Genomic DNA, 12042 nt, shown 5'->3' on the forward strand with positions numbered 1-12042 from the left:
GCGTGCCCTTCGAGGTGCGCCTATCATGATCGGCGAGGGCGCTCGGACCGAGCGCCGGTCCCGGTCCGCGACAGGCGTCCCTGGAGGCATCCATGCCGGCCAAGCTGACGACCCTGCCCACGCTCCGGCGCTGTGCGGTCGCCGGAGGGGTCGGGCTGGCCCTGCTCGGGGCGGGTCTGCCCGCGACGGCCGCGGACGGCTCGGAGCCCGACCTGTCCCGCTTCTACCGCCAGAAGGTCGCGTGGGCGAAGTGCGACGGCGTGGAGATGCCCGAGGACCTCCAGTGCGGGAAGGTCACCGTGCCCCTCGACTACGCCCGACCGCGGGCCGGCACCCTCGACCTGGCCCTCGCCCGCTACCGCGCGACGGGCAGGACACGCGGCTCGGTGCTGCTGAACTTCGGTGGCCCAGGTGGCGCGGGCGTCAGTGAACTCGCCGCCGGAGGCAAGGAGTTCATGAGCCTGACGAACGGCTACGACGTGGTGTCCTTCGACCCCCGCGGGGTGGGCCGGTCCTCCCCCATCACGTGCGGCGACGGCTCCGACGAGGCCACAGTGACGGACGAGGCCGCCGACCTCGACGACGATCCGCGGGCCGTCCTGCGGCAGTTGAGGAAGGCCGCCGCCGCGTGCGCCGAGCACTCCGGCGCCGTCCTGCCCCACATCGGCACGGTGAACGCCGCGCGCGACCTCGATGTGATGCGCCAGGCGGTCGGCGACAAGAAGCTCAACTACCTCGGTTTCTCCTACGGGACCCGGCTCGGCGCGGTGTACGCGGCCCGGTTCCCGAAGAAGGTGGGCCGGATGGTGCTCGACGGCGTGGACACCCTCACCGAGCCGCTGACCGAGCAGGGCGTGGCGGGTGCCGCGGGTCAGCAGACCGCGCTGGAGGACTTCGTCGACTGGTGCGTGAAGGACATCGCCTGCCCGTTCGGCACGGACGCGCGCACGGCCCGCGAGGAGGTAGTACGCCTCGTCGCCTCGCTCGACCAGGACCCGGTGCCGACCGACTTCGGCGAGGACTTCACCGGGCAGGATCTGGTGGCCGCGATAGGCCAGGCCCTCTACAGCAAGGAGTTGTGGCCCTCCCTGGAGCGGGCGGTCGCCTCGCTGGTCGAGGACGGCGACACCCGGCCGCTCCTCTGGTTCTCCGGCGGCGGCTCGGGACCGAAGGCCGGTGCCGGTGTCGCCCACCGCGCCGAGCGCGGGGCGGACCGCCGCGCCGACGGCGGGTCGGACGGCGGCCTGGTCGACCAGGACGACGTTCCCCTCGACAATCTTCCGGCCGCGCTGATGGCGATCAACTGCGCCGACGATCCCGACCGTCCGGACGCCCGCCGGATCACCAGGGAACTCGGCAGGCTGCGTGCCGAGTACGAGCGGGCCTCCCCGGTGTTCGGCCGCTACCGGCTCACCGAGGTCCTGATGTGCTACGGCCGACCCAGGGGTACCGACTTCATCCGCGACGACGTCCGTGACGTCCGCGCGCCGAAGATGCTCCTGGTGGGCACCCGGGGCGACCCGGCGACACCGTACCGCTGGACCGTGGAGACGGCCGAACGTCTGGGCGACTCGGCGGTGGTGCTCGACAACAGGGGCGAGGGACACACGGGGTACGCGTCCTCCAAGTGCGTGCACCGCAAGGTCGACACGTTCCTGCTGTACGGCTCCCTGCCGCCCGACGGCAGCTCGTGCGGCCCGGAGGACGACGGCCACTGAGGTACACCCCCGGGCCGACGCCTCCCGGCGCGCCTCCCCGAACCCGGCTACCGGGTTGCCGGGCGACCTGTCGGCGGGCCGCGGGGAGAAGGTGTGCACGGTGTCCATGATCGCCGGACAGAGGGTGACCAGGTCGCGGTCGGCGAAGGTGAAGGCGGTGTCGAGGTGCATCGCGGAGCGCAGCCCGGGCAGGCCGGCGACGATCACGTGCTCGGCGGCTCCGTTGTCGAAGAGCGCCTTGGCGACCCATGCGACACCAGCAGCGAGTTGCCCGGATTGACCGGCTTGGTCGGCCCTGGTGCCCGATCGGTGATTCCGCCCTATCGTGCTCTTATGGAGCACGCACTCAGTCCCACGACCCTCACCGAGCTGCGGCGCCCGCGCCCCTATCCGGCGGTGTCCGTGCTGACGCCGACCCATCGTCGGGAGCCCGAGAAGGCCCAGGATCCGGTCCGGCTGCGCAATGTGGTGGCCGAGGCGAAGAAGCGGCTGGAGGCCGACCCCGCGGTCCCCCGCGACCGCCGTCTGGACGTCGCCCGGCAGCTCGACCAGGCCCTCGCCGAGGTGGATCTGACGCACGCCGAGGACGGCCTGGTGATCTTCGCCGCTCCGGGCGAGCACCAGGTGTGGTCGGTGGCCCGCCCGGTGCCCGAACGTGTGGTGCTCTCGGACACCTTCCTCACCCGCAACCTGGTCTCCGCGCGGGCCGCCGAGCGGCCGTTCTGGGTGCTGTCGGTCTCCGCCGACCGTGCCACGCTGTGGAGCGGCGGCGCGGACCGTGTCACCGAGGACCACACCGGCGGCTTTCCGCTGACCAGGAGCCGCGAGAACTTCGACGCCGAACGCCAGGAGCGGATCGGGGACCTGCCGAGCACCTTCCGGGACGAGGGCACCCGTCAGTTCCTGCGCGAGGCGGACACCGTGGTGGGCGCGGTCCTGCGTGAGGCGGAGCGGCCGTTGTACGTCACCGGCGACACGGCCGCGCTCGCGCTGCTGGACGACGTCGGCAACGTCACCAGGCACGCCGTCCACGTGCCGCACGGCGGACTGGCGCACGGCACGCCCGACGCGGTGTGGCAGGCGGTCCGGCCGCTGGTCGCCGCCGAGGCGCGCAGAAGCACCGACTCCGTGACCCGGGAGCTCGCATCGGCCCGCGGCCACCGGGCGTTCGCGGCCGGGGTCGACGAGCTGTGGCAGAGCGCCCGCGACGGGCGGGTACGCCTGCTGGCCGTCGAGGAGAACTACCGGGTGACGGTCCGCGACGACGGCGGCGACCACCTGGTCCCGGCCGTCACCGGGGACTTCGACGCCCGCGAGGACATCGTGGACGAGATCGTCGAACAGTGCCTGGAGACGGGCGCCGACGTGCGCTTCGTGCCCGACGGCACGCTGGGCGACGTGGACGGGATCGCCGGGGTCCTGCGGTACTGAGGTCCGTCGCGCCGTACCGCGCGGGGGTCTCACACGCCGCCGAAGAGCGAGGCCAGGCCCTCCTCTACGGCGGCGCCGAGGTCCTCCCGGCCGACGCCCACCACGGCGTACGTCCGCAGCAGGAAGCGGCGCAGCGCAGGGGTGTCGAACTGGAGCAGGGCCATGCCGTAGGGCGAGTGGAGTTCCACGACCGTACGGTCGTTGCCGCACGGCCAGAGGTGCACGTCGCCGCTCCCCGCCGGACCTGCCAGGCCCTCCTCCAGGAGGGCGCGGGCGAAGATCCAGGTGACCCTTTCGCCGTCCAGGGCGACTTCGGGCGGGAAGTCGAGGTGCACCGCCAGCGGATCCGCGGCGGCGTAGCGGAGCGTGGCGGGTACGGGCAGTTCCTGGTCCTCCGCGGTGATCAGGCGGGCGCGGGCGGGCTGCTCGATCGTGATGTCCATGTCTATACGAGCCCGCAAGTGCCGTTCGCATTACGCCGGACCCCTGGTGAATTGTTGTGACCTGCGTCACACGTGCACGGAACGGTCCGGTTCGATCCCCATATGCCACACTCCCTAGAACACACTGTCGCCGAACACGTTGCCGAACATGGCGTCGGCCACCCCGCCGGACCCCCAAGTCGCGTACCTCACCTACGACTTGACCCACCCGGCCAGCCGCGTCGGACGTACACCGACCTCACCCCGTGAAGACTGTGGCATATGCCAGAGGCACCCCCGAACCGGGTGTTGCCGAATCCCTTACAGGGCGTCGCGGGCTGTGCCACAGTCGTAACGGTCCTTCCCTCCGCCTTGGTCGTACCATCCCGCATCGGAGTGCGTCATGTCGTCCCATCTCTCTGCGGACCGCCCGGCCGCCCAGCCGCCAGGACGCGGCTCGGTCGACGCACTCATCTCGCAGGCGCGACGACTCAAGGGTGACGTGGACGCCGTACGCCGGGACACGCACAGCGACGGAACGGACCCGCAGGACCGGTGGCAGCGGGCGCTGTGCGACCTCGCACTGCACCAACTGGACGACCTGGACGAGCACTTGGCGCAGCTGCGGGACGGTCCACCGCCCGTGCCCGCGTCCGCCGAGGCGGCACCCGCCGTCCGAGCCGTACCGCCCGCTCCCCGGCGCGGCTCGCTGCTCAGTCGGGTCGGCAGCGCGGAGTGGAACCTGCTGACGGACGAGGCCAGTTGGTCCGGAGAGCTGTACCAGATCCTGGGCCGCGACCCCGCCGCTCCCCCGCTCACCCTCGACGAGCTGCCCTCGGTGGTGTTCGACGAGGACCGGCGGAGACTGACGGCGATGGTCACCGACTGTCTCGTCGACGCCAAACCCATCGACGGCGAGTTCCGCGTGGTGCGCGCTCAGGGCGACGTCCGCACCGTGCACATGATGGGCGAGCCCGTACTCCACACCGACGGCAGCACCGCGTCCATGTGGGCGGTGCTGCGGGACGTCAGTGAACTGCGGCGCAGCCAGCGGGCGGTGAGCGAGACCCGTGACTCGTTACAGCGTCACCGGCACCGTGCGCAGACGGAGCACCGGCTCGCGGTCGAGCTGCAGGAGGCGGTGCTGCCGCCGTGGCGCGGCTCCCTGCGGCTCCCGCACCAGGGACCCGAGACCCTCGACCTCGCGGCCCACTACCTTCCCTCGGCCACGAGCGCGCTGATCGGCGGCGACTGGTACGACGCGCTGGAACTCGCCGACGGCGAGACCCTGCTCAGCGTCGGCGACCTCACCGGCCACGGAGCCGCCGTGACCTCCGGCATGGCGACCCTGCTGGGTGCCGTCCGCGGGATGGCGATGGCCGGCACCCAGCCGGGCCAACTCATGGGCTGGCTCAACCAGTTGCTCGACGCCACCGTGCAGCCGGCCCTCGGCGGGGCGGTCTGCTGCCGTTACCGCCCGAAGACCCGCACCCTGGTGTGGGCGCAGGCCGGACACCCTGCCCCGCTGCTCTTCCGCGACGGGACGGGGCGCCGACTGCACGCACCGGCCGGCGTCCTCCTCGGCGCGACCTCGGGAGCCGTGTACGAGCAGGCCGAAGAGACCCTCCGACCGGGTGATCTGCTCTTCCTCCACACCGACGGACTGGTGCCCGCGGCGGCGGGAGGTACGGCGGCCGTGAACCGTCTCCTCGACCTCGCCCCGCGGTTCGGCGAGGCACGGACCGCCCAGGACTGTGTACGGGTGGTCGTGGAGGAGTTCGGCGAGGCCGAGCGGGCGGACGACGCCTGCGTGCTCGTCGCCAGAGTGACGTCATAGTCGTCGAAGCGACGTCGTGAGAGACGGCCGGGGACAGCGCGCGGTCCGGGTTCACGCCTGGGTGCTGGTGCCGCCCCTCCTCATCTTCGGCAGGGCCAGCCTGATCTCCTCCCGCAGCTCGTGGATCTTCGGGTAGTTCGAGAACTGCGCGGTGAGCCGGTACATCTGGCCCAGCCGGTCCCAGGTGCGGCGCGAGGAGTTCGAACCCATCGCCATCAGGGCCAGGCGTGCGTACCGGTCCGCCTGTTCGGGATCGTCCGCGATGAAGCAGGCGGAGGCCATGGACAGATGGTCGAAGATCTTCGACCGCTCCCGTCCGTCGTTGCGCAGCGCCAGGGCCTTCTCCGCGTAGTGCTGGGCGTGCACGGCCGCGCCCGGCTCGTGCTCGGCCAGGGTGCGGTAGGCCAGGGCCTGCATGCCGTACAGGTCCTCCTCCTTGAAGGTCTGCATCCAGCTCGGTGGCGGCACGTCGCCCCGGTCGGAGACGAAGAGGTCCTCCGCCTGGCCCAGGGTCCGGCGCATGGCCTGACCCTTGCCCATGGACGCCTGCGCCCAGGCCTCGATGGTGTAGAGCATCGCCCTGGTGCGGGGCAGCACCTCCTCACCCGAACCGGACCGGGCGAGCTTCATCAGGTCGAGTGCGTCGTCGGGCCGGCCCAGGTGCACCATCTGGCGAGCCGCTCGGGAGAGCGCCTCCCCGGCGCGCGGCCGGTCGCCGCCCTCCCGGGCCGCGTGGGCGGCGATGACGAAGTACTTCTGGGCCGTGGGCTCCAGACCGACGTCGTGCGACATCCAGCCCGCGAGGACGGCGAGGTTGGCGGCGACGCCCCACAGGCGCCGCTGGAGATGCTCGGGGTGTCGGTAGGCGAGCATGCCGCCCACTTCGTTGAGTTGTCCCACGACCGCCTTGCGTTGCAGTCCGCCGCCGCGGGCCGCGTCCCAGGCCCGGAACACCTCGACGGAGCGCTCCAGTTCCTCGATCTCCTGCGACCCGATGGGGGCGGCCTCGTAGCGGTCGAACCCGGCGGGGTCGGCGTGCAGGGGATCGTCGAACCGGGGAGCATCGGCGGTCAGGGACGGATCGGTGTGCAGCCAGTCGTACATGGCGCTGCTGAGTGCTGATCCCGCGGTGAGCGCGGCACCCGCGCCCACCAAGCCGCGTCGGTTGAGCATGAGGTCCATTCCCGTGAATTCGGTGAGGACCGCAGCAGTCCGGTCGGGCGCCCACGGCATTCCGTCGGGATGTTCCGCACTCCCGGCGCCCTGCCGTTTCCCCGCACGCCCGTGCCGGACCAGACCGAGGTCCTCTATGGTCACGACACGGCCGAGACGCTCGGTGAACAGGACCGCCAGCACCCGCGGTACCGGATCGCGCGGGATCTCTCCCGTGTCGATCCAACGCCGCACCCGGGAGGTGTCGGTCGAGAGCTGGGGGTGGCCCATGGCCGCCGCCTGCCGGTTGACCAGCCTCGCGAGTTCGCCCTTGGACCAGCCGGCGAGGCCGAACAGGTCCGACAGACGGGTGTTGGGTTGTCCGCTCACGTCAAGCCCCCAGGTTCTCGGCTGAGTTGACAGTAGACCCGGGAGAGTTGCCGGGCGACTATTCGCCAGGGTTCGCCAGGGCACGCCAGATGGTGTGCCACTGCGCATCTGGTGTCAGGTAGGAACGCGCCACCCCGACCCGGTCACCATCCTGAAACGGCGGGTGCACTCCCCAGGGTGCACCCGGGTGACCGGGCCGGGCAGCGCACTCGTCGCAGGCACACGAAGGGATCTGTTTCCCCCATGTACGCAGCGTCGTCCTCCGTGTCCGCCCCGCCCCGGTCGCTTCACCCCCGTCCGGCGGGTGGCGGCCCCTACCTCGACCCCGCGCGTCCGGCGGGCCCCGTGCTCGGCACGGGCAGGACGCGGCGGGTGCCGGGGCTCGGCACCCAACCGCTCAGCGGGAGACTCGACTTGTCCGGCCCTCAGGGCGCCCAACTGCGCACGGCGATCGCGTCGGTGCACCGGATCTGCCCGGAGTTCGCCCCGGTGCAGGTACTGCGCCGCAGCGGACGGTCCGTGCTCCTGGTCGGCACCACAGGACGCAGCACCGCCGTCGCCAAGTGCTTACTGGACCACTCCCCTGTGTGGGCCGAGAGGATCCGCCACGAGATAGCCGCATACCGCTCGTTCGTCCGGCACCGCCCTCCGGTGCGGGTACCACGACTGATCGCGGCGGACCCGGACAACTGCACCCTGGTGATCGAGCGGATGCCGGGCCGGGTGGCGGCACTGCAACGGCACCCGGCGGAGGCCCCGCCCCGCGCGGACATCAGGGCCGCACTCGGCGCGATCTGCCGGCTCAACGCCTGGCGGCCACCGGTGGGCACCTTCGACGCCCCGCTGGACTACGCGACCCGCATCAACCGCTACCACGAACTGGGCCTGCTCACCGACCGGGACCTGGGCGACCTGCAGAAACTGCTGCACGGCATCGCGGCGAGCACGGGCCGGCACGGCATGGGCCAGTTCTGCCACGGCGACGCCCTGCTGTCGAACATCCTCCTGTCACCGGCCGGTCCAGTGCTGGTGGACTGGGAACACGCGGGCTGGTACCTGCCGGGCTACGACCTGGCGACGCTGTGGTCGATCCTCGGCGACGCGCCGGTGGCCCGGCGGCAGATCAGCCAGATCGCCCAGACGGCGGGCCCCGCCTCGCGGGACGCCTTCCTGGTGAACCTGATGCTCGTCCTGACCCGGGAGATCCGCACCTACGAAACGGCCGTGCAGCGCTCGATGCACGACACGACCCCGGCGGCACCGGGTACGGCCCACCCGGGTGCTGCGCCGTCCGGCGAGGAACAACGGCTGCTGCTCAGGCGGCTGCACGACGACTGCCAGATGGCCCGCCGGGCCGTGCGCGCGGCGGTCGGCACTCGCTGACGGGGACGACGGTCCGCGGTGCGCCCTTCGCAGGCGCACCGCGGACCGTCGTATCCCACGAAACTCCCCGCCCACCTCGGCTGACAGGGGAAACGACCTGCTCCTGGGCATGATTGACGGATCGTCGGCAAGCCGGTACCACAGACGCACGCCCGGCCCCGCACGGCGCATCTCGTCCGACCGTCCCAGGAGGCTGCCTTGCGAAAATCCGCCACCGCCACCGACCGAGCCGCCGGACACAGACACGTCCGAAGGACCGCGGGCGCCATGGGCTCCGCCGCCCTGCTGCTGCCGTTGCTCGGTGCGGCGCCGCCCGACACCCATGTCTCGGCGGCCGAGCTGCAACAGGCGTTCGCCTCCGCCGCCGCCGAATACCACGTACCGCAGAGCGTGCTCCTCGGCGTCTCCTACCTGCAGTCCCGCTGGGACGCGCATGCCGGTGCGCCCAGCGTGAGCGGCGGGTACGGCCCGATGCACCTCACCGACGCCCGCACCGCACTCGCCGAGGCACCGCCGCACCACAGCGAGGGCACGGAGGACGCGCGCGGCGACAGCGCCCGCACCCCGCTGCTCCCCGAGGCGAAAGTGCCGCGGAGCTCCGAGCTGCCGGCCCGGCTGCGGACCCTGCCGAAGGCGGCCGAGCTGACCGGTCTCACCGCCGAGCGGCTCCGGACCGACGCCGCCGCGAACGTGGCCGGGGGCGCCGCGCTCCTGGCCGCCGCCCAGCAGGACCTGGGCGAGCCGCTCAGCAAGGACCCCGCCGACTGGTACGGGGCGGTGGCCCGCTTCTCCGGCGCGGACGACAGCGCGACCGGGGCGGCGTACGCGAACGACGTGTACGACGTGCTGCGCACCGGCGAGGAGCGCGGCACCGACGCCGGCCAGCAGATCGCGCTGGCCGCGCAGCCGGGCCTCGTCCCCGACACCGCGCAGCTCGCGCGGACGGGTCTGCGCACGCTCGACGCGGCCGGCACCCAGTGTCCGAGGACGGTGTCCTGCGAGTGGATCCCGGCTCCCTACGAGGAGTTCGGCGAGGGCGACTACGGCAACCACGACCTGGGGGACCGTCCGGCGTCGCAGAGCATCGACTACATCGTCATCCATGACACGGAGGGCGCCTGGGAGGGGGTCCTCGACCTGGTGCAGGACCCGATCTATGTGTCGTGGAACTACTCGCTGCGCTCCACGGACGGCCATATCGCCCAGCATGTGAAGGCGAAGGACGTGGCCTGGCACGCGGGCAACTGGTACGTCAACGCGAAGTCGATCGGCCTGGAGCACGAGGGCTTCCTGGCGAACCCGGACGCCTGGTACACGGAGGCGATGTACCGCTCCTCGGCGCGGCTGGTGAAGTACCTGTCCAAGAAGTACGACATCCCGCTGGACCGGCAGCACATCCTCGGCCACGACAACGTGCCCGGTCCGACCACGTCGACCATCGGCGGCATGCACACCGACCCGGGCCCGTACTGGGACTGGCGTCACTACTTCGCCCTGCTGGGCCGGCCCTTCGAACCCACGGCCGGCAAGCACGGCGGTCTGGTGACCGTCCGCCCCGACTACACCGCGAACCGGCCGCAGTACACGGGCTGTGTGAAGCAGGGCGAGGTGTGCGCGTCGCACGGTTCGAGCGCCGTCCGGCTCTACTCGGGACCCGGTGAGACCTACCCGCTGATCAAGGACGTCGGTCTGGGCACCACCCCGACGACCGGGGTGAACGACCTGTCGTCACGGGTCTCCACGGGCCAGCAGTACGCGGTCGCGGGCCGCGACGGCGACTGGACGGCGATCTGGTACCTGGGCCAGAAGGCCTGGTTCAGGAATCCGGCGAAGGATCCGACGGCGGTGAACGCCACCGGGAAGGTGGTGACGCCGAAGCGCGGTCTGGAGAGTGTGCCGGTCTACGGGCGCGCCTATCCGGAGGCGTCCGCGTATCCGGCGGGAGTGCCCGCGCAGGCGGTGTCGCCGCTGCCGTATCTCCTGTCCGCGGGACAGAAGTACGTGGTCGGCGACAAGGTGCCCGGTGAGTACTACTACGCGGTGACCTTCGACGAGGCCTCGCACCGGGTCGTCGTCGGCAAGGATCTGTACTACGAGATCCAGTTCGGCCACCGGGTCGCGTTCGTGCGGGCCGCGGACGTGCGTGTGGAGCGGTCGGCCGGGTAGGACCGGCTCTCTCAGCCCTGCTGGAACAGCTCCGCGGGGAGTGGTTTCAGCAGGGTGTACAGGTCGTCGGTGATGGGGCGGTCCCAGGCGGCGATGGTCACCAGGACGTTGTCGCTGCGGTCGAACTGCACGCAGGAGATCCGGCTCTCCGACAGCTTGAGGCGACGCACGATCAGAAGGTTGTCGCCCTGCATCACCGGTACGTCCTCGGCGCCGACGACGGTGACCTCCTCGTCGTTCTCCAGCGCCAGCAGCAGCTGTCCGACCTCGAAGGGGATCTCGCCCTCGGTGACCTCGCGGGCCGGGGAGCCCTCCGGCAGATTGCCGATGATCATCGCCGGGCCGCGACCGCCGAAGAGGTCGTACCGCAGGTAGACACCCTGGCAGCTGCCGTCCGGGGCGGGCAGCAGGCCGGCACCCAGATTGCCGGGCCAGTCGCCCGGGTCCATGGCCAGTACGTCGAAGTCGGGCCCGGCGGGCGTGGCGCTACGGCGGCGGAGGAACGACATGACGCAATGGTACGTGCCCGAGCCCGCTGCATGACCTGCGGGCGGCTCTTCTCCCCTGTCCGCCCGCGCGGTGCCGTGCGGGGTGGCGGGTGACGCGGGCGCGGTGGCCGCAGGACGGCTCGCACCACTCCTGACGCGGGTGCTCCCTGAGGAAGTACCGCACGCGGCGCGGCGCGTGGCAGGCCCGCAGCCGCTGTCGTCCGGAGTCGGCGGGAAAGCCGATCACGTCCCGCGCGAGCGTCGCGACGAGTGCGCCCCCGCCGTCCGCGGGCTCGTGCCGTACGACGGGTTCGGCGTCCTGCGCCCCGTGCGGCAGGGGGACGGTGGGCGTGCGGGCGGCCACCTCCCGACGCTCCAGACGGCCGCGTGCCGGGTCGACGTCCGGATCGGGCGGCCCGGCGGCCAGGACTTCGGGCTGGGTCCAGGCGGCGTACTGCCGCACATGGGCCACCCGCAGCGGGCCTCGCGCCGGCGGGCGGCGTCGAGGGCCCGGTCAGGGCGCGCAGACTGTCGTCCGAACCGTCGACCGCCACGACCGCCGGCAGTGTGCTCATGCACTCCTCGTCTCCGGAGTACGTCCTTCCGCTTCCTGGGGGGTCAGCCTTGTTCAGGCGTCGGTCCCAGGAGAGCGCTCAAGGTCGCGTGTCCGGAAAACGGTCGGAACACCGCCGGATCGGCCCGTCGGCCCGTCGGCCCGGATGCCGGCCGCGGGCCCACGGCTCAGGTCAGGTCGAACTCCCCTTCCCTCGCGCCCGACACGAACGCGCCCCACTCCGCGGGTGTGAAGATCAGGGAAGGGCTCTCGGGCCGGCCGCTGTTGCGCATCGCGATGAATCCCTCGACAAAGGCGATCTGGACATCTCCCAGGCCACGGCTGCTGGAGTGCCAGTCGGCGGTGCTGAGGTCCAGCTCGGGCTTCTCCCAGCCCATGAGCGACTGCTGCTGGATGGTGGTCTCGGCCACGTCCGTGCTCCTCCCGATTGCGTCGTCCGCGGCCAGCCTAGCGATCGGCCCCTGACCTCAACAGGCCACGT

General features: G+C 71.8%; 10 protein-coding genes and 1 pseudogene. 5 read left to right on the forward strand and 6 right to left on the reverse strand.

Going from position 1 to position 12042, the window contains the following annotated elements:
- Window positions 1–92 precede the first annotated feature (92 nt).
- Window positions 93–1718 carry an alpha/beta hydrolase gene (locus tag ACZ5VD_RS09725; protein WP_468681799.1) on the forward strand — a complete coding sequence of 542 codons (1626 nt, stop codon included), beginning with the start codon at window positions 93–95 and terminating at the stop codon, window positions 1716–1718.
- Window positions 1719–1754: 36 nt separating this feature from the next.
- On the opposite strand, the pseudogene ACZ5VD_RS09730 reads toward ACZ5VD_RS09725, so the two are convergent.
- Window positions 1755–1973 (reverse strand): annotated as a pseudogene (locus ACZ5VD_RS09730) (arginine deiminase family protein); the annotation flags it as partial.
- Between the two features lie 78 nt (window positions 1974–2051).
- On the opposite strand from ACZ5VD_RS09730, the gene ACZ5VD_RS09735 reads away from it, so the two are divergent.
- Window positions 2052–3149 carry a baeRF3 domain-containing protein gene (locus ACZ5VD_RS09735; RefSeq protein WP_468551987.1) on the forward strand — a complete coding sequence of 366 codons (1098 nt, stop codon included), beginning with the start codon at window positions 2052–2054 and terminating at the stop codon, window positions 3147–3149.
- Between the two features lie 29 nt (window positions 3150–3178).
- Here ACZ5VD_RS09735 and ACZ5VD_RS09740 read toward each other — a convergent pair whose 3' ends face one another.
- Entirely contained in the window at window positions 3179–3592 is a 414-nt protein-coding gene (locus ACZ5VD_RS09740; protein ID WP_468551986.1) for an SsgA family sporulation/cell division regulator, read from the reverse strand.
- 382 nt (window positions 3593–3974) lie between these two features.
- Here ACZ5VD_RS09740 and ACZ5VD_RS09745 point away from each other — a divergent pair, with 382 nt between their 5' ends.
- Complete coding sequence (locus tag ACZ5VD_RS09745; RefSeq protein ID WP_468551985.1) at window positions 3975–5408, forward strand: PP2C family protein-serine/threonine phosphatase; 1434 nt, start codon at window positions 3975–3977, stop codon at window positions 5406–5408.
- A gap of 51 nt (window positions 5409–5459) precedes the next feature.
- Here ACZ5VD_RS09745 and ACZ5VD_RS09750 read toward each other — a convergent pair whose 3' ends face one another.
- Window positions 5460–6950, reverse strand: a complete 1491-nt coding sequence (locus ACZ5VD_RS09750) for a DNA-binding protein NsdB (protein ID WP_468551984.1) — start codon at window positions 6948–6950, stop codon at window positions 5460–5462.
- 243 nt (window positions 6951–7193) lie between these two features.
- Between ACZ5VD_RS09750 and ACZ5VD_RS09755 the strand changes: the two genes are divergently transcribed.
- Together ACZ5VD_RS09755 and ACZ5VD_RS09760 are read left to right on the forward strand one after the other, a co-directional pair.
- Window positions 7194–8333, forward strand: a complete 1140-nt coding sequence (locus tag ACZ5VD_RS09755) for an aminoglycoside phosphotransferase family protein (RefSeq protein ID WP_468551983.1) — start codon at window positions 7194–7196, stop codon at window positions 8331–8333.
- Window positions 8334–8531: 198 nt separating this feature from the next.
- On the forward strand, window positions 8532–10499 hold the full coding sequence (locus ACZ5VD_RS09760; RefSeq protein ID WP_468551982.1) for an N-acetylmuramoyl-L-alanine amidase: 1968 nt from the start codon (window positions 8532–8534) through the stop codon (window positions 10497–10499).
- An 11-nt stretch (window positions 10500–10510) separates the two neighbouring features.
- Here the strand turns inward: ACZ5VD_RS09760 and ACZ5VD_RS09765 are convergent, their stop codons facing one another.
- The 3 genes from ACZ5VD_RS09765 to ACZ5VD_RS09775 all read right to left on the reverse strand — a co-directional run bounded on the left by ACZ5VD_RS09765 (window position 10511) and on the right by ACZ5VD_RS09775 (window position 11971).
- The gene (locus ACZ5VD_RS09765; RefSeq protein ID WP_468551981.1) at window positions 10511–11008 is read right to left on the reverse strand and encodes a hypothetical protein; all 498 of its coding nucleotides are present in this window, start codon (window positions 11006–11008) and stop codon (window positions 10511–10513) included.
- Window positions 10986–11450, reverse strand: a complete 465-nt coding sequence (locus ACZ5VD_RS09770; RefSeq protein WP_468681802.1) for a CGNR zinc finger domain-containing protein — start codon at window positions 11448–11450, stop codon at window positions 10986–10988. The genes ACZ5VD_RS09765 and ACZ5VD_RS09770 overlap by 23 nt, the downstream gene beginning before the upstream one ends.
- A gap of 278 nt (window positions 11451–11728) precedes the next feature.
- Window positions 11729–11971 carry a DUF397 domain-containing protein gene (locus ACZ5VD_RS09775; RefSeq protein WP_468681804.1) on the reverse strand — a complete coding sequence of 81 codons (243 nt, stop codon included), beginning with the start codon at window positions 11969–11971 and terminating at the stop codon, window positions 11729–11731.
- Window positions 11972–12042: the final 71 nt, after the last annotated feature.

The sequence above is a fragment of the Streptomyces sp. NPDC032822 genome, assembly GCF_055578825.1.

What these genes read in the sequence shown, in the direction of transcription:
- ACZ5VD_RS09745 (WP_468551985.1), top strand. Translation starts at nt 3,975, where the DNA reads ATGTCGTCCCATCTCTCTGCGGACCGCCCGGCCGCCCAGCCGCCAGGA.
- ACZ5VD_RS09755 (WP_468551983.1), top strand. Translation starts at nt 7,194, where the DNA reads ATGTACGCAGCGTCGTCCTCCGTGTCCGCCCCGCCCCGGTCGCTTCAC.
- ACZ5VD_RS09735 (WP_468551987.1), top strand. Translation starts at nt 2,052, where the DNA reads ATGGAGCACGCACTCAGTCCCACGACCCTCACCGAGCTGCGGCGCCCG.
- ACZ5VD_RS09765 (WP_468551981.1), bottom strand. Translation starts at nt 11,008, where the DNA reads ATGTCGTTCCTCCGCCGCCGTAGCGCCACGCCCGCCGGGCCCGACTTC.
- ACZ5VD_RS09725 (WP_468681799.1), top strand. Translation starts at nt 93, where the DNA reads ATGCCGGCCAAGCTGACGACCCTGCCCACGCTCCGGCGCTGTGCGGTC.
- ACZ5VD_RS09740 (WP_468551986.1), bottom strand. Translation starts at nt 3,592, where the DNA reads ATGGACATCACGATCGAGCAGCCCGCCCGCGCCCGCCTGATCACCGCG.